Here is a 22995-nt window from a genome sequence, read left to right on the forward strand (position 1 = left end):
TTCAGGTCAGCATCTATCCGTTCCGCATGACCGATGCCAATATGGCGCGCCATAAGTACTCTTACTACGCCGATTTCTGGAAACAGCTCAAGCCGGGTTATGACTACTTTGAGCAGACCCACAAGCCGCCGGTAGTCTCTATCGTTGATGGCCGTTACGTGGTCAGCAAACCGCTGAGCCACGAAGTCGTCCACCCGCAGCTGGCGTCAAATTACACGGTCCCCGAGACAAAATAGCACCCACTCGCCTGGCATAATCTTTTGCCAGGTTTCGTTGCCCGTCAGCGGCTGCGTTGCAATAACGGTGACCACATCGTTCGGTGTGGTCTCTTTCTGAAAATCTATCTCCACATCCTGATCGAGCAGCGTAGCAACGCCAAACGGCGCACGGCGCGTGATCCAGAAGAGATTCGTCGAGCAGAACGCCATCACGTAGCGCCCGTCAGACAACAGCATGTTAAACACGCCTTTTTCACGCAATTCAGCTGCCAGCGTCGCGATGTATTTGAATACGGCGGCCATATTGCCGGGCGTGCGCGGATAACGTTCCGTCAGCTTATGCAGCAGCCAGCAGAAGGCCTTCTCGCTGTCCGTTTCGCCCACCGGACGGAAGTTGCCCGTTTCCAGAGATTTATAGCCCGTAAGCTGCCCGTTGTGCGCGTAGGTCCAGTTACGGCCCCACAGCTCGCGGGTAAAGGGATGGGTATTTTCCAGCGCAACTTCGCCGCGGTTTGCCTGGCGAATATGCGCGATCACCGAACAGGATTTAATGGGATAGTCCTGCACCAGTTTGGCAATCGGTGAGTTAAAGCTGGGCTGGGGATCTTTGAACGTGCGACACCCTTTGCCTTCGTAGAAGGTGATGCCCCAGCCGTCTTTATGCGGCCCGGTTCCTCCACCGCGCTGCACCAGCCCGGTGAAACTAAAGCAGATATCGGTTGGCACATTCGCGCTCATCCCGAGCAGTTCGCACATACATCACCTCCACAACAGCGGGGGCAAGAATGCCCCCAGCGAAGTCTTACTTAGCCATCTCTTTTTCGATCAGCTGGATCAGGATGTGGATCACTTTGATGTGAATTTCCTGAATGCGGTCAGCATAACCGAAGTGCGGAACGCGAATTTCGACATCCGCCGTACCGTCCATCTTACCGCCATCTTTACCTGTCAGGGTGATGACTTTCATCCCTTTTTCACGCGCGGCGGCGATCGCTTTGATCACGTTGCCGGAGTTACCGGAGGTCGAAATCCCCAGCAGCACGTCGCCTTCACGGCCTACCGCTTCAACATAGCGGGAGAAGATGTGATCGTAACCGAAGTCGTTGCCCACGCAGGAGATATGGCTCACGTCGGAAATCGCAATCGCCGGGTAGCCAGGACGGTTTTCGCGATAGCGTCCGGTCAGCTCTTCTGCGAAGTGCATCGCGTCACAGTGAGAGCCGCCGTTACCGCAGGAGAGCACTTTGCCACCCGCTTTGAAGCTGTCGGCCAGCAGGACCGCTGCGCGCTGAATAGCGTGAATATTGGCATCATCTTTCAGAAAGTTAGCCAGCGTTTCCGCCGCTTCGTTCAGTTCGTTACGAATAAGATCCTGGTACATGAGGATAATCCTTCAGTATTGATGAAATAACACAGTGGAGTGTACCGGATAGCGGGAAAAGCGAGAAGCTAAAGCCATGCGAATCGTCCGGCGTTTTGATTTTTTATGCCGGCTAAAACACGAACAATGTGAACCAGGTTGTAATTATTTTGTAAACACATTGCTAAAGGAATTCACATCAACTACAACCATATCATCACAAGTGGTCAGACCTCCTACAAGCAAGGGAGCTTTTCTTTATGATGATTTTGAGCATTCTCGCAACCGTTGTTCTGCTCGGTGTGTTGTTCTATCACCGCGTGAGTTTATTCCTGAGCAGCCTGATTCTTCTGGCCTGGACGGCTGCGCTTGGCGCCGCAGGTCTCTGGAATATCTGGCTTTTAGTCCCTCTTGCCATCATTCTTCTGCCGTTTAACTTTGCCCCGATGCGTAAATCAATGATCTCTGCGCCGGTGTTCAAGGGCTTTCGCAAAGTGATGCCGCCAATGTCGCGTACCGAGAAAGAAGCGATTGACGCAGGCACCACCTGGTGGGAAGGCGATCTGTTCCAGGGCAACCCGGACTGGAAAAAGCTGCATAACTATCCGCAGCCGCGCCTGACCGCTGAAGAACAGGCCTTTATTGACGGCCCGGTTGAAGAAGCGTGCCGCATGGCAAACGACTTTGCCATCACCCATGAAATGGCTGACCTTCCGCCGGAACTGTGGGCGTACCTGAAAGAGCATCGCTTCTTCGCGATGATCATTAAGAAAGAGTACGGCGGCCTGGAGTTCTCCGCCTACGCTCAGGCTCGCGTCCTGCAAAAGCTGGCGGGCGTCTCCGGGATCCTGGCGATTACCGTTGGCGTGCCTAACTCCTTAGGCCCGGGCGAACTGCTGCAGCATTACGGTACTGAAGAGCAGAAAGATCACTACCTGCCGCGTCTGGCACGCGGTCAGGAAATCCCTTGCTTCGCGCTGACCAGCCCGGAAGCGGGCTCCGATGCGGGCGCGATCCCGGATACCGGCGTGGTCTGCATGGGCGAGTGGCAGGGCGAGCAGGTACTGGGCATGCGCCTGACCTGGAACAAGCGTTATATCACCCTGGCGCCTATCGCCACCGTGCTGGGTCTGGCCTTTAAGCTCTCTGATCCGGAAAGACTGCTGGGCGGCGAAGAAGATCTGGGCATTACCTGTGCGCTGATCCCAACCTCTACCCCAGGCGTTGAAATTGGTCGTCGTCACTTCCCGCTGAACGTACCGTTCCAGAACGGTCCGACCCGCGGCCAGGATATCTTTGTACCGATTGACTACATCATCGGTGGTCCGAAAATGGCCGGTCAGGGCTGGCGTATGCTGGTAGAATGTCTGTCTGTGGGTCGCGGTATTACCCTGCCGTCGAACTCAACCGGCGGTCTGAAGTCTGTGGCGATGGGGATTGGTGCCTACGCCCACATCCGCCGTCAGTTCAAAATTTCCATCGGCAAGATGGAAGGTATCGAAGAGCCGCTGGCGCGTATCGCGGGCAACGCCTACGTGATGGACGCCGCCGCCACGCTGATTACCTACGGCATTATGCTGGGCGAGAAACCGGCCGTGCTGTCCGCCATTGTGAAGTACCACTGTACCCACCGCGCGCAGCAGTCGATCATTGACGCGATGGATATTGCTGGCGGTAAAGGCATTATGCTCGGCGAAGGCAACTTCCTGGCGCGCGGCTATCAGGGCGCACCGATTGCCATCACCGTGGAAGGGGCGAACATCCTGACCCGCAGCATGATGATCTTCGGTCAGGGCGCAATTCGCTGCCATCCGTACGTGCTGGAAGAGATGGCCGCTGCGCAGAACAACGACGTGGATGCCTTCGATAAGCTGCTGTTCAAACATATCGGTCACGTGGGCAGCAACAAGGTACGTAGCTTCTGGCTGGGCCTGACGCGCGGTCTTACCAGCGCCACGCCAACCGGCGATGAAACCAAACGTTATTACCAGCATCTGAACCGTCTGAGCGCCAACCTGGCCCTGCTGTCTGACGTCTCCATGGCGGTGCTGGGCGGTAGCCTGAAGCGTCGCGAGCGTATCTCTGCCCGTCTGGGCGATGTGTTGAGCCAGATCTTCCTGGCCTCGGCGGTCCTGAAGCGCTACGACGATGAAGGCCGTCAGGAAGCGGATCTGCCGCTGGTACACTGGGGCGTTCAGGATGCGATGTATCAGGCTGAACAGGCGATTGACGATCTGCTGGCAAACTTCCCGAACCGCTTCGTGGCGGGTGCCCTGCGCGCGGTGATCTTCCCGACCGGTCGTCACCATCTGGCGCCGTCCGACAAGCTGGACCACAAGGTGGCGAAGATCCTGCAGGTTCCGAGCGCAACCCGCTCCCGCATCGGTCGCGGTCAGTATCTGGCACCGACGCAGCATAACCCGGTGGGTCTGCTGGAAGAGGCGCTGCTGGACGTGATGGCTGCCGACCCGATTCATCAGAAGATCTGTAAACAGTTGGGCAAAAACCTGCCGTTTACCCGTCTGGACGAACTGGCAAAACAGGCGCTCGCAGGCGGTATTATCAATAAAGATGAAGCCGCTCTGCTGGTGAAAGCCGAAGAGAGCCGTCTGCGCAGCATTAACGTGGATGATTTCGAACCGGACGAGCTGGCGACGCAGCCGGTAAAGCTGCCGGAGAAGCACCGCAAACCTGAAGCGGCATAACGCGTTTCGCTTATACAAACCCCGCCTCGCGCGGGGTTTTTTATTGCCACATTTTCTCGTTATGTCGTGCTACAGTGTCAAAAAGTGGTCGTTTGAGGAGTCTGAATTGTGCCTGGTCTGAAGATTTCTATTTTGCAGCAACCTTTAGTGTGGATGGATGGCCCCGCCAACCTGCGCCACTTTGATCGTCAACTGGAAGACATTACCGGGCGTGATGTGATTGTCCTGCCGGAAATGTTCACCACCGGCTTCGCCATGGAAGCGGCAAAACAGTCAATGCCTCAGGATGAGGTGGTCGCCTGGATGCATGCCAAAGCGCAGCAGACCAACGCGCTGATTGCCGGAAGCGCCGCTCTGCAGACCGAACGCGGGCCGGTGAACCGCTTCCTGCTGGTGGAGCCGGAAGGGAAAGTGCATTTCTACGATAAACGCCACCTGTTCCGCATGGCGGATGAGCATCATCACTATGAAGCCGGTAACGAGCGCGTGGTGTTTGAATGGCGCGGCTGGCGTATTTTGCCGCTGGTCTGCTACGACCTGCGTTTCCCGGTGTGGTCGCGTAACCGCAACGATTACGACCTGGCGCTGTATGTTGCCAACTGGCCTGCACCGCGCTCCCTGCACTGGCAGTCGCTGCTGGTGGCGCGCGCGATTGAGAACCAGGCGTACGTGGTGGGCTGCAACCGCGTGGGGACGGACGGCAACGGGCATCACTATCGCGGCGACAGCCGGGTGGTGAACCCGCAGGGCGAGATCATCGCCACCGCCGAGCCGCACCAGGCAACGCGCATTGATGCCGAACTGTCGTTGACGGCGCTGAAGGAGTATCGGGAGAAGTTCCCGGCGTGGCAGGATGCGGATCCGTTTAGCATTGAGTGAAATTATCCCCTCACCCCGCCCCTCTCCCAAAGGGAGAGGGAGGATAAAACATTAACTCACCAGCGCCTGCCCGTCCTTGCGGCTTTCCGTCGCGGCCACGTAGTGCCCTTCCGGCAGGCGGTAAATTACCTGCGCGCCACCGAAGTTGTAATCCTGAAGCGGATCTTCCACTACGATCTGATGTCCGCGCTCGCGCAGGGCGGCAATCGTGTTGCGATCGAACGTCGATTCAACGATCACCTCCCTGCCCTGCACCACGCGCCAGCGCGGGGCGTCGATTGCCGCCTGCGGGTTTTGCCCGTGCAGCATAATGCGCAGCGCCATCTGCATGTGCCCCTGCGCCTGCATCGGGCCGCCCATCACGCCGAAGGACATCAGCGGCTGGCCGTTGCCGTCCATCGCAAAGCCCGGAATGATGGTGTGGAACGGGCGCTTGCTGCCCGCCAGCGCGTTCGGGTGACTGGGATCAAGCGAAAAACCACAGCCCCGGTTTTGCAGGCTGATGCCGGTGTCAGGCACCACGATGCCTGATCCAAAGCCCATATAGTTGGACTGAATAAACGAGACCATCATTCCGCTGGCGTCCGCGCTGCTGATGTAGACCGTGCCGCTCTGGGTCGGGGAACCGTAGACAAAATCGGACGCCTTGTCATGATCGATAAGCGCCGCGCGTGACTTCAGATAATGGTCGCTCAGCAGCTCTTTCGCCGCGAACGCCATATGGTCTTCATCCGCCACGTAGCGGTCGAGATCCGCCAGCGCCAGCTTCATCGCCTCAATGGACAGGTGCAGGGACTGCACGGAATCCGGATGATGCTTCTCAATGCCGCACTGCTCAAGAATGCCGAGCGCAATCAGCGTGGCGATCCCCTGGCCGTTTGGCGGCAGCTCCTGCACCGAACCGCCCGCGAAGTCGCGCGACAGCAGTTCTACCCAGTCCACGCGATGGCTCGCCAGATCCTCAGCCGTCAGGTGCGCGCCATGTTCTTTGGCGAAGGCAGCAATTTTCTGCGCCAGCTCGCCGCGGTAAAAGGCTTCGCCGTTGGTGCGGGCGATCAGCTCCAGCGAGTTCGCCTGCGCCGGGTTACGGAAGATTTCCCCCACGCGCGGGGCGCGGCCTTCCGGCGCGAAGCAGGCGCTGAAGCCCGGCTGTTCTTTCAGCTTGCTATAGCCGCGCTGCCAGAGATGGCCAATCAGCGGGGAGACCGGGAAACCGTTGCGCGCGTAGTCAATGGCGGGCTGCGCCAGCGTGGTCAGCGGCAGCGTGCCGAAGCGTTCCGCCAGTGCGACCCAGCCGGATACCGCCCCCGGCACGGTCACCGCGTCCCAGCCGATTTCCGGCACCGCGGTTTTACCGGCAAACAGATCCGCATGCCAGCTCGCAGGCGAACGACCGGACGCGTTCAGGCCGTGCAGCTTTTCGCCGTCCCAGACGATGGCAAAGGCGTCGCTGCCGATCCCGTTACCAGTCGGCTCTACTACCGTCAGCGCCATCGCGGTGGCAATGGCCGCATCAACGGCGTTGCCGCCCAGCTGCAGCATCTTCATCCCCGCCTGCGCCGCCAGGGGTTGCGACGTGGCAACAGCATTATGGCCCATCATTGGCGGGCGTCGTGAAGCGTAACCGGACGTAAAATCAAGCGCTTTGGTCATCATGACTCCTTAGTCGTGGCGCGGATCGAGCGCATCGCGCAGCCCGTCGCCAAGTAAATTAAAGCCCTGCACGGCAAGGAAAATCGCCACGCCGGGGAAAACAGACATCCACGGCGCCTGCTCAAGAAACCCTTTCGCGGTGTTGAGCATTGAGCCCCAGGACGGATTGGGTGGCTGCTGCCCCAGCCCTAAAAACGACAGGCTGGCTTCGGCGATAATCGCTGAGGCAATCGCCAGCGTGGCCTGCACCAGGATCGGCGACATCACGTTGGGCAGGACGTATTTGATGATGATCCAGCGATCCGGCAGGCCAATCGCCCGCGCGCCGTCGATATACTCTTCGTTGCGAATAGCGATCACCTGACCGCGCGTCAGGCGGGCGAAGATCGGCATCGCCGAAAGACCGATGGCGATCATGGCGTTCGTCAGGCTCGGGCCCAAAAACGCCCCTAGCGCGATCGCCATGATCAGGAACGGACACGCCAGCAGCGCCTCGATAAACCGCGAGATCACGCCGTCCCACATCTTCTGGAAGTAGCCCGCCACCAGCCCCAGCGGCACGCCGATAACCACCGCGATAATGACCGACATACAGCCCGCCATCAGCGAGGTGCGCGCCCCCCAGATAATGCGGGATAGAATGTCGCGCCCCAGCTCGTCGGTGCCGAACCAGTACATCGCCGACGGCGCTTTGCGCACCGCCAGGAAGTTAGCTTTAACCGGATCGAACGGGGCGATCCACGGTGCCAGCAGCGCCACCAGCACAAAGAAACCCACCACCACCGCACCGATCACCGCGCTTTTATTGCCGAGGAATTTCTTCAGCACCCGGTTTTGCGCCTTCGGCAGCGCGGGCACAACGGTTTGCGTCGTCAGTTCCGCCATGGTTACCCTCGCATTTTCGGATTGATAAGGACGTAGAGCACGTCCGCCAGCAGGTTGAGCATCAGGAAGCCGATTGCCACAATCAGCACCACGCCCTGCACCACCGCGTAGTCACGGTTGAAAACCGAGTCAACGATCATCTTGCCGAAGCCCGGAATGGTGAAAACCTGCTCGGTCAGCACCGCGCCGCCCAGCAGCTCGCCGAACAGCAGCGTGGTGAGGGTGATTACCGGCACCAGCGCGTTGCGAAAGGCGTGCTTCAGGATCACCGCTTTCGGCAGTAGCCCTTTCGCCCGCGCGGTGCGGATATAGTCCGCCTTCAGCACGGCAATCATCGAGGCGCGGGTGTGGCGCATCAGCGTTGCCGCGAGACCCGTTCCGAGCACGGATGCGGGGAGCAGCAGCGTGCGCAGGTTCTGGAGCGGATCTTCACTGAACGGCACATAGCCGGACGCGGGGAGCCACTGCAGGTTTACCGAAAAGACCAGAATCAACAGGATCCCCAGCCAGAAGTGCGGGATCGAGATCCCCGAGATCGCCACGAAGTTCGCCCCGTGATCGACCCAGCTGTTTTTGTTCACCGCCGCGAGGATCCCCATGCTGATGCCAAACACCAGCGCGATAATCATCGCCAGCAGCGACAGCTCCAGCGTGACCGGCAGCTTGCTGGCGATAAGCTCGGTCACCGGCTCGTGCGTGCGCAAGGAAACGCCCAGATCGCCCTGCAGCGCCCGCGTCAGCCAGTGGAAATACTGAACCGGGATCGGCGCATCCAGGTTCAGCTCCGCGCGCAGCTGGGCGATCACCGCCGGATCGCGTTCCTCACCGGCCATTGCAATCAGCGGGTCGCCGGGCAGCAGCTTTTGCAGCCCGAACACCATCATGCTCACCAGCAATAGCGTCGGAATAGCCAGCAGCAGACGTTTGCAAATCAGTTCCAGCATGGGTTCTCCTCAGGACGTTTATTTCGCCAGCGTCAAACCCGCCAGACGCACGATGCCGTCCGGGTATGGCTTAAAGCCCTGCACGCTTTTGTTCAGACCGAAAATGCGCGGCTCGAAGTAGAGGTAGGCAATCGGCATATCCGTTTGCAGCTGCTTCACCACCTTGTCGTACAGCGGCTGGCGCGCGGCCTGGTCGGTGCTCTGGCGCGCCTGGATCAGCCACTCATCGACCTGCGCGTTGCTGTAGCGGCCATCGTTAAGCGTGCCTTTGCTGTTGATAAAGCCGTAGATGCTGCCGTCCGGGTCCGGGCGCCCCGACCAGCCGGAGAAGCTCAGTTGATAATCCCCGCTCTGCTGGCGGTCGAGCAGCGTGGCGAATTCGGTCATCTGCAGGTTCAGGTTAAAGCCCGCCTCGGCGACCATCGCCTGCAGCACCTGCCCCACCTGCTGTGAGGTTGGGTTGTTCGGCACCAGCAGGTTGACGTTTAGCGGCGCGGTAATGCCTGCCGCTTTCAGCAGTGCTTTGGCCTTGTCGACGTCACGTGGTGGGACCGGCAGGTTAACGTGATACGGGCTGACCGTCGAAAACGCCTGGTTGGCTGGCGTATACAGTCCTTCAAAGACCACCTGGTTTAACGCATCGCGGTCGATAGCCTGCGAGAAGGCCTCGCGCACGCGGGCATCTTTGAACGGGTCGTTGGCCGGCACCTTGCCGTTGTTGATGTTGAAGGTAATGCCCTGATAGCCCAGGCCAGTTACCTTCGCCAGCGCCAGCTTGCTGTCGGCTTCGACGGTTTTCACGTCGCTGGCGGCGATGCCTTCGGTCAGATCGAGATCCCCCGCGCGCAGGTTCGCCAGACGCACGGAGGCATCAGGGATCGGCAGATAGATAATTTTGTCGAAGTGGTAGGCGTCTTTGTTCCAGTAGTTGTCGAAGCGGCTCAAAACGATGCGGTCCTGGGACACGCGGCTGTCGAATTTATACGGGCCAGAACAGACAGGATGGGCGGCAAAGTCAGGCTTTTTCGCCGCCTCAGGGGCCATCATCGCGCCCGCGCGGTCGGTGAGCTGCATCAGCAGCGCGGCATCAGGCGTTTTCAGGTGCAGCGCAATCTGCATCGGGCCGGTAACCTCTACCGATTCAACGGAGGAGATCTCGCTTTTACGCAGAGAGCCTTTTAAGGTCAGGGCGCGGTCGAGGTTGTATTTTGCCGCGGCAGCATCGAATTTCTCACCGTCGTGGAAGGTGACGCCTTCGCGCAGATTGAGCGTCAGGGTTTTACCGTCGTCACTCCACGCCCAGTCTTTGGCCAGACCGGGGACGACCTTCAGGTTTTCATCCACGTCCACCAGCCTGTCGCACAGGGAGGCAAAGACGAAGCGGCCATAGTAGGTACGCGCCAGATGCGGGTCGAGCATGTCCGGGTCTGCCCCGAGGCCAATACGCAGCACGCTTTCAGAATGGGCGGGCAGCGCCGCGCCAAGCAACATAACGCTTCCCAGTACGGTCAAAAGAGAATTACGGATTGTCATTATCATGAGTTCCTTGAAGGAAGGGACGAGTGGGTAACCGCGTGTTCAAACAGCGCGCGGCGGCGCAGAAATGCGGCGGATGGCGGTGCGATCTGAATAACGCTGCGATCGCGGTTGATCTCCTGCCAGCGGTGGCAGGCAACCTGACGTCCACCGTCGAGCACCTGATTGATCGGCTCAACCTGGCGGCATTCGTCGGTGCCGTACGGGCAGCGGGTGTGGAAACGACAGCCGGACGGCGGGCTGGCCGGGTTGGGCAGATCCCCCTGCAGCAGCGGTGCGTCGCGTTCAGTGCCCGGCTGCATCTGCGGCGCCGAGGCGATCAGCGCCTGAGTATAGGGGTGCAGCGGCGCGTCAAAAATCTCGTCAACGGTGGCAAGCTCGACGATTTGCCCGAGATACATGACCGCCACGCGATCGCTCATGTGGCGGATCACCGCCAGACCGTGGGCGACAATCACCATCGTCAGCCCCAGCTGGTTCTTCAGGCTCTCCAGCAGGTTAACCACCTGCGCCTGGACGGAGACGTCCAGCGCGGAAACCGGCTCATCCCCCAGCAGCAGCTTCGGTCCCGAGGCCAGCGCGCGCGCAATGCCGATACGCTGGCGTTGCCCGCCGGAAAACTCGTGCGGATAGCGCCCGGCCCAGGCGGCAGGCAAGCCTACGGTCTTAAGCAGTTCGGCGACGCGGTACTGACGGTCCGCTTTCTTCATATTCTGGTGCAGCCACAGCGGCTCACCGACGATCTGCTCCACCGTCATGCGTGGGTTCAGGGACGCGAAGGGATCCTGAAAGATGATCTGCAGCTCGCGGCGGAGCTGATTGAGGCGCGCGCCCGAGGCGTGGGTGATCTCTTCCCCCTGATAAAATACGCGCCCTCCGCTGGCGGCCAGCAGGCGCAGCAGCAGACGGCCAAGCGTGGATTTTCCGGAGCCGGACTCGCCGACAATTGCCAACGTTTCGCCCGGCATGACGGCAAGCGACACGCGATCGACCGCCGTGACAAACCGTGCCGGAGTAAAGAGCTTTTTGGGGCCTGGGAAAAGCTTGCTGAGATCACGGGCTTCAAGTATGGGCGTGGTCATGCGGTCTCTCCAAGGGCAATGTGATGTTCGAGCGGCACGCGGAAGCAGGCGACCCGATGGCTCGCGCCGAGCGTGGTGAGCTGCGGTTTTTCATCATGGCAGCGCGACTGCGCAAACGGGCAGCGCGTCGCAAAACGGCAGCCTTGCGGCATGGATTCCGGGAGCGGGACCGCGCCGGGAATGGTGGAGAGCTGGCCCTTGCGTGCGCCAAGGGAGGGAATCGAGCCCATCAGGCCGATGGTGTAAGGGTGCTGCGGATCGGCAAATATCGCCTCCACGCTTCCCTGCTCCACTACCTGTCCGGCATACATCACCGCTACCTGCTGGGCGACTTCTGCCACCACGCCCAAATCGTGGGTGATCATCAGTACCGCCGTGCCGGTTTCTTCTTTTAAGGTGTTGAGCAAGGCGAGGATTTGCGCCTGGATGGTGACGTCGAGCGCAGTGGTCGGTTCGTCGGCAATCAGCAGTTTGGGGTGGTTAATCAGCGCCATTGCAATCATCACCCGCTGGCGCATGCCGCCGGAAAGCTGGTGAGGATAAGCCTTGAGGCGCATCTCTGCCGCCGGGATCTGCACTTTATCGAGGATCTGCAGCGCGACCTTCATCGCCTCTGCGCGCGAGACGTTCTGGTGTCGCATAACCGCTTCGCTCAGCTGATCCCCCAGCGTAAATGCCGGATTGAGCGAGGTCATCGGCTCCTGAAAAACCATCGCCAGCTCGCTGCCGCGCAGGTCGGCATATTCCCGCGGCGAGAGCTTGCGCAGATCGTGGCGGCGAAACAGCATCTCCCCGCTGACGATCTGTGCGCTGGCAGGCAATAACCCCATCAGCGCCAGTGAGGTAATACTTTTCCCGCAGCCGGACTCCCCCACCAGCGCCAGCGTTTCGCCCGCCCTGACGGTCAGCGAGATACCGTCAAGCACGCTAACCGGCGAGCCAGCAAACGTAACGTTGAGGTTTTGCACTCGCAATACGGGCGTTGCGTCCTTAAAAGGTATAGTCGTCATGGCGTGAAGTCGTCCTCGAGGTGGATCGCCTGAATCAGGGCGGTTTGCAGGTTGAGCAGGTGTTCGCGCATGGCGGCCGCGGCTTCATTAGGCTGGCGATGGATAATCGCAGACATGATCTTATGGTGGTGGTCGTTATAGCTGTCGACACGTTCGGGCGTGCGGGCTAATTCACGCAGATGCTGCCAGCCCGGTTCGCGCCGAACGGCATCAATGGCATCAAACAGGCCGAGCATCAGGCGGTTGCCCGCAGCCTCGGCAATCGCCCGGTGAAAGGCGCTATCCCAGAGTTCGTTAAGATCGCGGTCGTCCGGGCTGACCTTGTCGATGCGTTCCAGCATGCGCTGCATAAGCGCGAGGTTTTCCCTGGTGGCACGCAGTGCCGCAAGCCGGGCTAAGCCGGGTTCGAGCTGTAGACGAGCTTCCATCACTTCCAGAAGGTTGGTCTGCTGAACCAATCCCTGAAGGGCCAGCGGTTCAACAGGTGCCGCCGGGCCAATAAAGGTCCCTTTGCCCTGCTTACGCCAGATGCGCCCCTCTTCTTCCAGCACATCCAGCGCACGACGCACTTCACGTCGTCCTACGCCGAGTGTGTCCGACAGCTCACGTTCCGTGGGCAGCGGTATGCCTGGTGTTGACTCGTGCTGGTTGATAAGCCCGCGCAACTGCTCAAGCGCGGTGCTGGAATTGGCCAGAAACCGTGACGGTTTTTCCATATTGGTTCGCTCGCTTTCATCATGACTTTATTTTTATTAACGATAAGTTATTGATATGGAATGACGCTTATCGTGCTAATGATTAAGCAATAACCAAACCAATACGTAATTGGTTCGGTATTTTTTTGGCAAGCGGGAGATAACCAAATGATTCTGCGTGAATTATTTTTACAGAAAGACACATTCTGAATGAGGTCTGAAGAGAGGCGTGGTGGCAAAATGCACAACAACAGTGCAAATAACGCACTACACCTGTGCAATTGTTAATTAATTGCACTATAGACATTAACTTTTTGTTAACGACAAGAGAGAGGATGAGATTACAGAACGCTGAAACGACGAAGGCCTGAATCATTTCTGATTCAGGCCTTCTGAATAGTGGCGGAACGGACGGGACTCGAACCCGCGACCCCCTGCGTGACAGGCAGGTATTCTAACCGACTGAACTACCGCTCCACTGTTCCCGTTTGGGGAACGAGGCGCATATTACGGTGCGCCTCCGATCTCGTCAACGCTTTTTCTCGCGTTTTGAATCGTTTGCTGCAAAAATCGCCCAACCGATGATTTTACAGGCATTCCGGCGCTTTTTCAGGCACGCCACAGACAGCTGCCGCCCTTCTTCTGCACCAGATCAAGACGGGATTCGTGGTTAAGCAGCTCTTCATCACTGGCTAAAACAACCCGCAACCGACTGGCCTGACGAACAACACGCTGAATGCCCGCTTCGCCCTGCGTCTGCTGCGACTCATTTTCCATACTGAACTTCATTGACGTCTGCCCGCCGGTCATCGTCAGATAGACATCGGCCAGGATCTGGGCATCGAGCAACGCCCCGTGGAGCGTTCGCTTGGTATTGTCTATCTCGTAGCGTGAGCAGAGTGCATCCAGGCTGTTACGCTTGCCGGGGAACATCTTCCTTGCCAGCGCCAGACTGTCTGTTACCTTACAGAAGGTGTTCGTCTTCGGGATATCACGATTAAGCTTGCTGAATTCATAGTCCATAAAGCCGATATCGAACGAGGCGTTATGGATGACAAGCTCAGCGCCCTTGATGTATTCCAGGAACTCGTCAGCCACATCCGCAAACGTCGGCTTATCCAGCAAGAACTCATCGGCAATCCCGTGAACGCCGAACGCTTCGGGGTCCACCAGCCGATCGGGCTTGAGGTAAACGTGGAAGTTGTTCCCCGTTAGACGACGGTTCACCACTTCAACGGCGCCGATCTCGATGATCTTATGCCCTTCGTAGTGCGCGCCGATCTGGTTCATACCGGTGGTTTCGGTATCGAGGACGATCTGGCGAGTAATTGCAGTGCTCATAGCGGTCATTTATGTCAGACTTATCGTTTAACTGAACGTTTCGAATACAGGAAGTCTACCAGAGATGCGTAAACAGGTAGAAATTTTCACCGATGGATCTTGTCTCGGTAACCCAGGGCCCGGCGGCTACGGCGCGATTATGCGCTATCGCCAGCATGAAAAAACCTTTAGTGAAGGCTATTTTCTGACCACCAACAACCGGATGGAGTTGATGGCGGCCATCGTGGCGCTGGAGGCATTAAAAGAACATTGTGACGTGGTGTTAAGTACCGACAGTCAGTACGTGCGTCAGGGGATCACCCAATGGATCCATAACTGGAAAAAACGCGGCTGGAAAACCGCCGATAAAAAACCGGTCAAGAACGTCGATCTCTGGAAACGTCTTGATGCTGCGCTGGGTCAGCACCAGATTAAATGGGAGTGGGTTAAAGGCCACGCAGGCCACCCGGAAAACGAACGCTGCGACGAACTGGCGCGTGCTGCGGCATCCAATCCTGCACATGAAGATGCAGGCTATCAGCCCGACGTCTAATCGGTTTTTTTGTACTGCCGCGTCGCGCCGACGGTCTGGCGGATGGGCGTTTTCGATTTGCTCTGCTTCATGGGGTTAAGCGTAAGCGGAATGGTTCGCTTACGCGCGACGATAAACTGCAAACAGCCCAGGGCGGGGAGATGGGTGCTCAGCACCACGCCACCCTGACGCGCCCAGGGCAGCACCTGAAAACCACCGTAGCAGAGCACTTCAAAGTTCAGCAGTGAAAGCCAGTCGAGCTGGCGCATCATGGTGAACATCCGGCTGTTGTAAGGTGGATTCCTGCGTAGCACCGGCACCAGCTTACGCAGCCCCATCAGGCTTAACGGATTGAATCCGCTAAGTACCAGCCAGCCGTCATCAATAAGCACGCGATCGGCTTCACGAAGCAGACGATGCGGATCGCTGCACCAGGGCAGCGTGTGAGCGAGTAAACACGCATCAACGGATTTTTCCGCAAATGGCAGATGCAACGGATCTGCTTTTACCTGAACCGGCGATCCGCCGAGAGAGACGTTGACCTGATGCGAGATAGCGCAGCTTTCGGTATTGATTTCCGCGCTGAGATTGCCAATCTTAAGCAGGTGAAAGCCATACATTTTCGCGAGCCAGGGCTTCAGCTGTTGTTCTAACGCTTCGCGATAATATTCACCCCAGGGCAATTCCGCCCAACGTTCCGGTGCTGCGACAGTCTGAGGTATCCTTGCCGGTTTCATCAAAACCCCCGCCACGCTATAAGAGGTAATGTATGAATCTTAACAGTATTCCAGCGTTTCAGGACAGTTACATCTGGGTTTTGGTTGACGACGATTGTCGATGCGTCATTGTCGATCCCGGAGAATCGGCCCCTGTTCTGCGCGCAATAAAAGAGAACGACTGGCAGCCAGAAGCCATTCTGTTGACGCATCATCATAACGATCACACTGGCGGCGTGCCTGAACTGCGCGCTCATTTTCCGCATCTTGTGGTTTACGGACCGGCAGAAGCACAAGATAAGGGAGTCACGCATGTAGTCGAAGAAGGCGAAAATATCCTCATACGTGAGTGGGAGTTTTCCGTATTTGCTACACCGGGTCACACTTTGGGACATCTGTGTTTCTACAGTAAGCCTTATCTTTTTTGCGGCGACACCCTGTTCTCCGGAGGCTGCGGAAGATTGTTTGAAGGTACGCCAGCGCAAATGTACCAGTCTTTACAGAAGATTAACGCATTGCCCGATGACACCGTTATTTGTTGCGCTCATGAGTATACATTAGGAAATATGAAATTTGCCGTCTGCCTGTTGCCTGAGGATCGGGCGATTCAGGATTATTATCACAAAGTGAAGGAGTTACGTGCAAAAAACCAAAAAACACTCCCCGTAATTCTGAAAAACGAGCGCCAAATTAATTTATTTTTACGAACAGATGATACTGATTTAATTAATAAAATTAACCAAGAAACAAATTTGCAACAACCAGAACAGCGATTTGCATGGTTAAGGTCAAAGAAAGATAACTTCAGATAATTGCGGGTTGCCTTTTCAAAATTTCGCCGTTATCATCGCTCGTCTTTTAAGCAACTATTGACACACACATGAAGGCAAAAGCGATATTACTCGCCTCTGTCCTGCTTGTAGGTTGCCAGTCACAGAATGGCAGCAACGTACAACAGCACGCACAGAGCCTTTCTGCAGCTGGTCAAGGGGAAGCAGGGAAGTTTGCAAGTTCGGCGCGCTGGATGGACGATGGAACATCTTTCGCGCAGGATCAAGACTTGTGGACCTCTATTGGCGACGAGCTAAAGATGGGAATTCCGGAAAATACCCGGATTCGCGAACAGAAACAGAAGTATTTAAGAAATAAGAGCTATCTCCACGATGTAACGTTACGGGCAGAGCCGTATATGTACTGGATAGCCGGGCAAGTTAAGAAACGTAACATGCCTATGGAGCTGGTACTCCTACCCATAGTGGAGAGCGCTTTTGACCCACACGCAACGTCTGGCGCCAATGCCGCAGGCATTTGGCAGATCATTCCGAGCACAGGGCGAAACTATGGTCTGAAACAGACCCGCAACTATGATGCGCGTCGTGATGTTGTCGCTTCAACGACAGCCGCTCTCGACATGATGCAACGTCTGAACAAGATGTTTGACGGCGACTGGCTGTTAACGGTCGCAGCGTATAATAGTGGCGAAGGTCGTGTACTGAAGGCAATGAAAGCGAATAAAGCACGGGGTAAATCCACCGATTTTTGGTCGCTCTCACTGCCACAGGAAACAAAGATTTACGTACCGAAAATGCTGGCTTTGAGCGATATTCTCAAGAACAGCAAGCGTTACGGTGTACAACTGCCAACACCAGACGAAAGTCGTGCACTGGCGCGTGTTCGCCTCAGCAATCCAGTTGATATTAAACAGGTTGCTGATATGACGGGTATGTCGGTAAGTAAATTGAAAACCTTTAATGCTGGCGTTAAAGGCTCAACCCTGGGGGCAAGTGGCCCGCAGTATGTAATGGTTCCGCAGAAACATGCTGACCAGTTACGTGAGTCTTTAGCTTCTGGTGAAATCGCCGCCGTTCAGTCAACGCTGATCGCGGATGCTTCATCAGTCAACACCCGTAGCTATAAGGTTCGTTCAGGTGATACGCTTTCGGGCATTGCGTCACGTCTTGGCGTGAATGCGAAAGATCTGCAGCAGTGGAATAATCTGCGCAGCTCCGGCCTGAAAGTGGGTCAGACTCTGACGGTAGGTGCAGGTAGCAGCGCGCAGCGTCTCGCCAGCAACAGCGATAGTATTACCTATCGCGTGCGCAAGGGCGATTCACTGTCCAGTATCGCAAAACGACACGGCGTAAACATCAAGGATGTGATGCGTTGGAACAATGATACTGACAATCTTAAACCTGGCGACCAGCTGACGCTTTTTGTGAAGAACAGCGCTACGCCAGACTCCTGATAGCACGATCGAAAGATAAAAAGGCACCGATTCCCCTCGGTGCCTTTTTTGTTTATCCCGCTTTTTGCGCTTCAGCCATGATGGTATCGCTGGTGAATGAACCATCGTTCTGCAGTTCAAAGTACGCCTTTACCTCCGCGGATGCACTCTCCTGATACAGCCTGATCGCCTGGCTTAATGATTCCGGAGTGCGCATACGAGCGATCCAGGAACTGAACTCCAGCGGTAAGCGATCGGTAATCAACGCGCGCGCGATCAGCCCCGCTTCAGTTATAAGCGACAACCACTCTCCGCTGGAGTAATTTTGCACGTGCGAAGTATCGCGCAGCGCTTCTACCGTTTGCAGCCAGATATTGCGCACCGGATGTCCAGGTGACATCACATCCATAATGATGAATGTTCCGCCCGGCTTCAGAACGCGTTTGACCTCGCGTAATGCCTGGCCGACATCATGCCAGTGGTGCGCGGAATAACGGCTGATAACCACCTCAAACGACGCATCATCAAACGGTAAGGATTCGGCATAGCCCTGGCGCGTATTGATGTTGTTCAGCCCCTTCGCTTTCGCCGCCTCGGCAACAACGTCCAGCATCTGGCTGGATAAGTCATACGCGGTAACGTGCGCCACCTGCTGCGCAGCCGTAAAGCTGGCATGCCCTGCCCCGCAGCCTAAATCCAGCACGTGCGCCTGCGGAAATGCCGACAGGCGCTCACCGAGACGCACCAGATCGCGACCGGAAGCGTGAACGGCGCTGCTCAGATAGGCACTTGCCTGAGAACCAAACTGTCTTTCTACGTTGTCATGATGGGAGTGTGTTGTTGTCATCGTACTGTCCTTTGTGAGTGAAAATTAAAGGGCAGCACCCGCGCAGGCCTGCCCCACGGCAGACCTGACACACCATTATTTATCAGGTTTGCCGGGACTGAATTCGACTAGTAGAGGGTTATGATCCGAGGCGCGCGTCACCAGAACAGAGGCATCGTGCACGCTCAAACCACGATAGAAGACGAAATCGAGAGGACGACCAAAGGCTTTTTTGCGCTGGTCGTCGCTAAAACGAACTTCACGCAGCGACATTTCGCGCGCGAAGCGATAGAGCGCATTCATGCGCGGACGGCTCCAGGCATTGAAATCGCCGGCCATAATGATGGGCCCGCTGTGATGCGCTATCTGATCGCCAATGGGAAGTAACTGCTTACTGTAGACATCCACGCCCAGGCTGAAATTTACCGCATGGATATTCACAACCATCAGCATTCTGGTATCCGGCAGCGGATAGACCGTCACCAGCGCCGATTTCGCCAGACGCAGGATAGGCTCGCGTTCGCGCAGCGGACAGCAATAGACCGGATGTGCTGCAGAAAGCGTCATCACGCCTGAGGGATGTTGCGGCAGAACAAACGCAGGCACCTGGTCGGCGGCAAGATAGTTCGTGGTGGCAAACCGTACCAGCTCCGGGGTGGTTTGCGCCTCCTGGAGCAGAACCAGGTGGGCATCTTTTCCAAAATTCTTGAGTACCGATAACCATTCGGCACGCTGCTGCTTAAAGATATTCCACACCAGTACGCGGATTTTCTCATCGCTACTTAACGGTGTACCGGCGGGTAATGCCTGGCTTATGCTCGCAAATGACCCCGGAGGCAAGATCCTCTCCGCGGGCATTCCGGCAACATAACGCATGGCATAGGTATTTTTTCGCACTTTTGGAAACAGCCTCTGTAACATGAACCAGCCCGGAAAACGGACTGGTTCTAATGTTATAGGGACTTTAGGTCATACTTTCAACGCAATTTCTGAGAAACCGCTTTCCAGTTTTGTAAGCAAGCGCTTACTTATATTAACCCAGCGCGACGCGAGCAGGTTTATCAAGGCGCCCACTCAGGCCAATCAGCAGGAAGGCCACCAGGACAATCACCGCTCCAATCCACGGGGTCTGGGTTAATCCGAAGTGTTCGACGGTTTGCCCACCAACGATGGAGCCCAGCGCAATACCAATATTGAAAGCGGCAATATTCAGGCCAGAAGCCACATCCACTGCATTAGGCGTATAAAGCTCGGCTTTCTGTACAACGTAGACCTGAAGCCCGGGCACGTTGCCAAAGGCGAAGATCCCCATGACAAGAACCGTGACCAGCGCGGCGAAGATAAATTTCAGCGCAGGTACCGCGCCATGCTTATCCGCAAGCTTGCCGCCCCAGATATTGCCAATGGCAACGGAAATACCGTATCCCAGCAAAATCCAGCTTACGGCATTGGGGGAGAAGCCAGCCAGATCCTGCATCATCGGCGCCAGGAAGGTGAAAGCGGTGAATACGCCGCCATAACCCAATGCAGTTACCGCGTAGATGATCAGCAAACGCGGATGCGTAAGCACCTTCAGCTGATCGCGCAGGCTGGCGCTCGCCCGGCCTGGAATATTCGACGGCACCAGCAGCAGGCTGGTCACCAGGGCGATGACCCCCAGTAAGGAGACGGCCAGGAACGTTTCACGCCAGCCGAAGTGTTGTCCGATGAACGTTCCCAGCGGTACGCCCGTAACGAGTGCAACGGTCAGTCCACCAAACATGATCGCAATGGCGGAGGCCGCTTTCTCTTTGGGTACCAGGCTGGTTGCAATAGTGGAACCAATCGAGAAGAACACCCCGTGCGCAAGGCCGGTCAACAGACGGGCAATCACCAGCGTGGTGTAGTCCGGTGCCTGCCAGGCCAGAATGTTGCCGGCGGTGAACAGCACCATCAGCGCGACTAACAGCTGCTTACGCGGAAAACGCCCGGTCAGTGCCGTCAGCACTGGTGCTCCGACGGCGACGCCCAGAGCGTAGATAGACACCAACAGCCCGGCAGAGGGTAACGAGATCGCAAGCTGGTTAGCAATAGTGGGAACCAGTCCCACGATAACAAATTCGGTCGTGCCAATTGCAAAGGCACTGATCGTCAGGGCAAGTAGCGCCAGTGGCATAAAATACTCCGTATCATCAGGATTAAGATGACAGGCAGTATGCGTCAGTGCTTAAATAACAAAAATGGTCAAAATCTCAATAGAATTTTGCAGGTGGTGCAACAATGAAAGCTACATCGGAAGAGCTGACAATCTTTGTCGCCGTCGTTGAAAGCGGCAGCTTTAGCCGCGCGGCCGAACAGCTGGGACAGGCTAACTCAGCCATCAGCCGTTCGGTAAAAAAACTGGAGATGAAGCTTGGAGTGAGTTTGCTCAACCGAACGACGCGACAGCTGAGCCTGACGGAAGAAGGAGAGCGTTATTTTCGCCGCGTGCAGTCGGTACTGCAGGAGATGGCCGCAGCGGAGACCGAGATAATGGAGACCCGCAGCACGCCGCGCGGATTGCTGCGCATTGATGCAGCCACGCCGGTAGTGCTTCACTTTCTGATGCCGCTGATCAAACCTTTCCGCGAACGCTATCCGGAGATGACGCTTTCTCTCGTCTCCTCAGAGACGTTTATTAACCTCATCGAGCGTAAAGTGGATGTGGCTATTCGGGCGGGAACGCTGACCGATTCAAGCTTGCGTGCCCGCCCTCTGTTTGCCAGCTACCGTAAAATTATCGCGTCGCCACAGTATATTGCTGAACATGGTAAACCGGAGACGGTTGAAGAACTGAAGCAACATCTGTGCCTAGGCTTTACGGAGCCGGTATCGCTGAACACCTGGCCTGTCGCCTGTCATGATGGTCAACTTCATGAAATTACCAGCGGATTGTCGTCTAACAGCGGGGAAACGCTGAAGCAGCTGTGCCTTGAAGGCAATGGTATCGCCTGCTTGTCAGATTATATGATTGATAAGGAGATTGCCCGGGGTGAGCTGGTGGAATTGATGGCCGATAAACGCTTGCCGGTCGAAATGCCTTTTAGCGCAGTGTATTACAGTGACAGAGCGGTAAGTACGCGCATTCGTGCCTTTATTGATTTTCTGAGTGAACATATAAAAACAGCTCCCGGAGGAGCTGTGTGAGGGTTCAGGTTACAGAGGGCGGGTCAAACTTAATCCCAGTCAGGAGCTAAACCTTCCGGGCTGACCAGACGATCGTTGCACTCCAGCGCGGCAATCGCTTTTTTATCGTCAGCATCCAGATGAAGATCCATTGCTAACAGGTTGCTGGCCAGGTTTTCACGCTTAGTTGATGATGGGATCACGGCATAACCTTCACCCATTGCCCATGCCAGAATGACCTGCGCGGCAGTCGCGTTATGTTTCTCAGCGATACGCGTAATCACTTCATCTTTCAGCGCCTTACCGTAGGCCAGCGTCATGTATGAGGTGATATGGATCCCGTGCTGTTTTGCCCAGTCCACGACTTTACGATTTTGCAGGTACGGAGACAGCTCAATCTGGTTGGTCGCAATATTTTCTGCGCCAACAGCAGCAATAGCTTTTTCCATCAGCGGGATCGTGAAGTTGGAGATCCCAATTTCGCGGGTTAATCCCTGCTTTTTCGCTTCCAGCAGCGCCTGCATGAAATCTTCCACGGAGACGGCATCGTTCGGCGATGGCCAGTGGATCAGCGTCAAATCCACGTAGTCAGTACGCAGTTTTTTCAGGCTCTCTTTCAGGCTTGGGATCAGCGTGTCTTTGCTGAGATTCTCAATCCAGATTTTCGTGGTAATGAACAGCTCATTACGCGGTACACCACTCTCTTCGAGAGCTTGTCCAACGGCAGCTTCGTTTTCATAGATCTGTGCCGTATCAATTGCGCGATAGCCAAGTTCAAGAGCGGTTTTAACTGATGCGATAACTACGTCGTCTTTCAGGCGGAAGGTGCCCAGACCAAATGCAGGGAGAGTCATACTATTCCTCAATGGTTATGTTCGTAAACTGAGGACGATTATCGCTGGCGGTTTTATGGAGAAAAAGATCGTAAAACGCAGAGGATTTTTGCTGATTTCGCAATAATTAAATATCAGATAAGAAAAAAGCCCTGAGCTGACGCTCAGGGCTTTTAATAAGTGGCGGAACGGACGGGACTCGAACCCGCGACCCCCTGCGTGACAGGCAGGTATTCTAACCGACTGAACTACCGCTCCACCGAAGACTGCTTGTAACCACCGGATTAATGCACCGGCTTACTACTTAATTTGATGCCTGGCAGTTCCCTACTCTCACATGGGGAGACCCCACACTACCATCGGCGCTACGGCGTTTCACTTCTGAGTTCGGCATGGGGTCAGGTGGGACCACCGCGCTAAAGCCGCCAGGCAA

General features: G+C 56.4%; 21 protein-coding genes, 2 tRNA genes, 1 rRNA gene and 1 pseudogene. 7 read left to right on the forward strand and 18 right to left on the reverse strand.

Annotated features, from left to right (window positions below; all coding sequences use genetic code 11):
- Positions 1–236 (forward strand): annotated as a pseudogene (locus ACWYRJ_RS16050) (peptidoglycan meso-diaminopimelic acid protein amidase); the annotation flags it as partial.
- Here ACWYRJ_RS16050 and ACWYRJ_RS16055 read toward each other — a convergent pair.
- Both ACWYRJ_RS16055 and lpcA read right to left on the reverse strand, forming a co-directional pair.
- The gene (locus tag ACWYRJ_RS16055) at positions 207–974 is read right to left on the reverse strand and encodes a class II glutamine amidotransferase (RefSeq protein WP_028012073.1); all 768 of its coding nucleotides are present in this window, start codon (positions 972–974) and stop codon (positions 207–209) included. The pseudogene ACWYRJ_RS16050 and the gene ACWYRJ_RS16055 overlap by 30 nt on opposite strands.
- A 46-nt stretch (positions 975–1020) precedes the next feature.
- Positions 1021–1599 (reverse strand): D-sedoheptulose 7-phosphate isomerase, encoded by a 579-nt coding sequence (lpcA, locus tag ACWYRJ_RS16060; protein WP_021242877.1) that lies wholly within the window; start codon positions 1597–1599, stop codon positions 1021–1023.
- A 239-nt stretch (positions 1600–1838) separates the two neighbouring features.
- Between lpcA and fadE the strand changes: the two genes are divergently transcribed.
- Positions 1839–4283, forward strand: a complete 2445-nt coding sequence (gene fadE, locus ACWYRJ_RS16065; RefSeq protein ID WP_455508255.1) for an acyl-CoA dehydrogenase FadE — start codon at positions 1839–1841, stop codon at positions 4281–4283.
- A 108-nt stretch (positions 4284–4391) separates the two neighbouring features.
- Entirely contained in the window at positions 4392–5162 is a 771-nt protein-coding gene (locus ACWYRJ_RS16070; RefSeq protein ID WP_023343415.1) for an amidohydrolase, read from the forward strand.
- Positions 5163–5213: 51 nt separating this feature from the next.
- On the opposite strand, the gene ACWYRJ_RS16075 is transcribed toward ACWYRJ_RS16070, so the two are convergent.
- From ACWYRJ_RS16075 to dnaQ, 9 genes are all read right to left on the reverse strand, one after another.
- Positions 5214–6815 carry a gamma-glutamyltransferase family protein gene (locus ACWYRJ_RS16075; RefSeq protein WP_455508263.1) on the reverse strand — a complete coding sequence of 534 codons (1602 nt, stop codon included), beginning with the start codon at positions 6813–6815 and terminating at the stop codon, positions 5214–5216.
- Between the two features lie 9 nt (positions 6816–6824).
- Positions 6825–7700 (reverse strand): ABC transporter permease, encoded by an 876-nt coding sequence (locus ACWYRJ_RS16080; protein ID WP_455508256.1) that lies wholly within the window; start codon positions 7698–7700, stop codon positions 6825–6827.
- Positions 7701–7702: 2 nt separating this feature from the next.
- On the reverse strand, positions 7703–8644 hold the full coding sequence (locus ACWYRJ_RS16085) for an ABC transporter permease (protein WP_149366163.1): 942 nt from the start codon (positions 8642–8644) through the stop codon (positions 7703–7705).
- 18 nt (positions 8645–8662) lie between these two features.
- Complete coding sequence (locus ACWYRJ_RS16090) at positions 8663–10177, reverse strand: ABC transporter substrate-binding protein (RefSeq protein WP_455508257.1); 1515 nt, start codon at positions 10175–10177, stop codon at positions 8663–8665.
- Positions 10178–10179: 2 nt separating this feature from the next.
- On the reverse strand, positions 10180–11262 hold the full coding sequence (locus ACWYRJ_RS16095; protein ID WP_455508258.1) for an ABC transporter ATP-binding protein: 1083 nt from the start codon (positions 11260–11262) through the stop codon (positions 10180–10182).
- Positions 11259–12272, reverse strand: a complete 1014-nt coding sequence (locus ACWYRJ_RS16100) for an ABC transporter ATP-binding protein (protein ID WP_455508259.1) — start codon at positions 12270–12272, stop codon at positions 11259–11261. The genes ACWYRJ_RS16095 and ACWYRJ_RS16100 overlap by 4 nt, the downstream gene beginning before the upstream one ends.
- On the reverse strand, positions 12269–12988 hold the full coding sequence (locus tag ACWYRJ_RS16105) for a FadR/GntR family transcriptional regulator (protein WP_111965869.1): 720 nt from the start codon (positions 12986–12988) through the stop codon (positions 12269–12271). Before ACWYRJ_RS16105 ends, ACWYRJ_RS16100 begins: the two co-directional genes overlap by 4 nt.
- Positions 12989–13367: 379 nt before the next feature.
- Positions 13368–13444, reverse strand: a tRNA-Asp gene (locus ACWYRJ_RS16110).
- A 132-nt stretch (positions 13445–13576) separates the two neighbouring features.
- Positions 13577–14308, reverse strand: coding sequence for a DNA polymerase III subunit epsilon (gene dnaQ, locus ACWYRJ_RS16115; RefSeq protein WP_048029949.1), 732 nt, complete (start codon positions 14306–14308; stop codon positions 13577–13579).
- Between the two features lie 64 nt (positions 14309–14372).
- Here dnaQ and rnhA point away from each other — a divergent pair, with 64 nt between their 5' ends.
- Entirely contained in the window at positions 14373–14840 is a 468-nt protein-coding gene (rnhA, locus tag ACWYRJ_RS16120) for a ribonuclease HI (protein WP_023334599.1), read from the forward strand.
- Here the strand turns inward: rnhA and ACWYRJ_RS16125 are convergent.
- Entirely contained in the window at positions 14837–15556 is a 720-nt protein-coding gene (locus ACWYRJ_RS16125; RefSeq protein WP_111965870.1) for a class I SAM-dependent methyltransferase, read from the reverse strand. The genes rnhA and ACWYRJ_RS16125 overlap by 4 nt on opposite strands.
- Positions 15557–15588: 32 nt before the next feature.
- On the opposite strand from ACWYRJ_RS16125, the gene gloB reads away from it, so the two are divergent.
- Both gloB and mltD read left to right on the forward strand, forming a co-directional pair.
- Complete coding sequence (gene gloB, locus ACWYRJ_RS16130) at positions 15589–16347, forward strand: hydroxyacylglutathione hydrolase (protein ID WP_455508260.1); 759 nt, start codon at positions 15589–15591, stop codon at positions 16345–16347.
- Positions 16348–16415: 68 nt separating this feature from the next.
- Positions 16416–17780, forward strand: coding sequence for a murein transglycosylase D (mltD, locus tag ACWYRJ_RS16135; protein ID WP_223581298.1), 1365 nt, complete (start codon positions 16416–16418; stop codon positions 17778–17780).
- A 52-nt stretch (positions 17781–17832) separates the two neighbouring features.
- On the opposite strand, the gene ACWYRJ_RS16140 is transcribed toward mltD, so the two are convergent.
- The 3 genes from ACWYRJ_RS16140 to ACWYRJ_RS16150 all read right to left on the reverse strand — a co-directional run bounded on the left by ACWYRJ_RS16140 (position 17833) and on the right by ACWYRJ_RS16150 (position 20740).
- On the reverse strand, positions 17833–18606 hold the full coding sequence (locus ACWYRJ_RS16140) for a class I SAM-dependent methyltransferase (RefSeq protein ID WP_455508261.1): 774 nt from the start codon (positions 18604–18606) through the stop codon (positions 17833–17835).
- A 75-nt stretch (positions 18607–18681) separates the two neighbouring features.
- Complete coding sequence (locus ACWYRJ_RS16145; RefSeq protein WP_024909448.1) at positions 18682–19482, reverse strand: endonuclease/exonuclease/phosphatase family protein; 801 nt, start codon at positions 19480–19482, stop codon at positions 18682–18684.
- 136 nt (positions 19483–19618) lie between these two features.
- Entirely contained in the window at positions 19619–20740 is a 1122-nt protein-coding gene (locus tag ACWYRJ_RS16150) for an MFS transporter (RefSeq protein WP_455508262.1), read from the reverse strand.
- Between the two features lie 104 nt (positions 20741–20844).
- Between ACWYRJ_RS16150 and yafC the strand changes: the two genes are divergently transcribed.
- Positions 20845–21750, forward strand: coding sequence for a DNA-binding transcriptional regulator YafC (yafC, locus tag ACWYRJ_RS16155; protein WP_045909864.1), 906 nt, complete (start codon positions 20845–20847; stop codon positions 21748–21750).
- 29 nt (positions 21751–21779) lie between these two features.
- Here yafC and dkgB read toward each other — a convergent pair whose 3' ends face one another.
- From dkgB to rrf, 3 genes are all read right to left on the reverse strand, one after another.
- Positions 21780–22583, reverse strand: coding sequence for a 2,5-didehydrogluconate reductase DkgB (gene dkgB / locus ACWYRJ_RS16160; protein WP_111965875.1), 804 nt, complete (start codon positions 22581–22583; stop codon positions 21780–21782).
- 160 nt (positions 22584–22743) lie between these two features.
- Positions 22744–22820, reverse strand: a tRNA-Asp gene (locus tag ACWYRJ_RS16165).
- 56 nt (positions 22821–22876) lie between these two features.
- Positions 22877–22992, reverse strand: a 5S ribosomal RNA gene (rrf, locus tag ACWYRJ_RS16170).
- Positions 22993–22995 lie beyond the last annotated feature (3 nt).

This window comes from Enterobacter sp. (genome assembly GCF_977039595.1).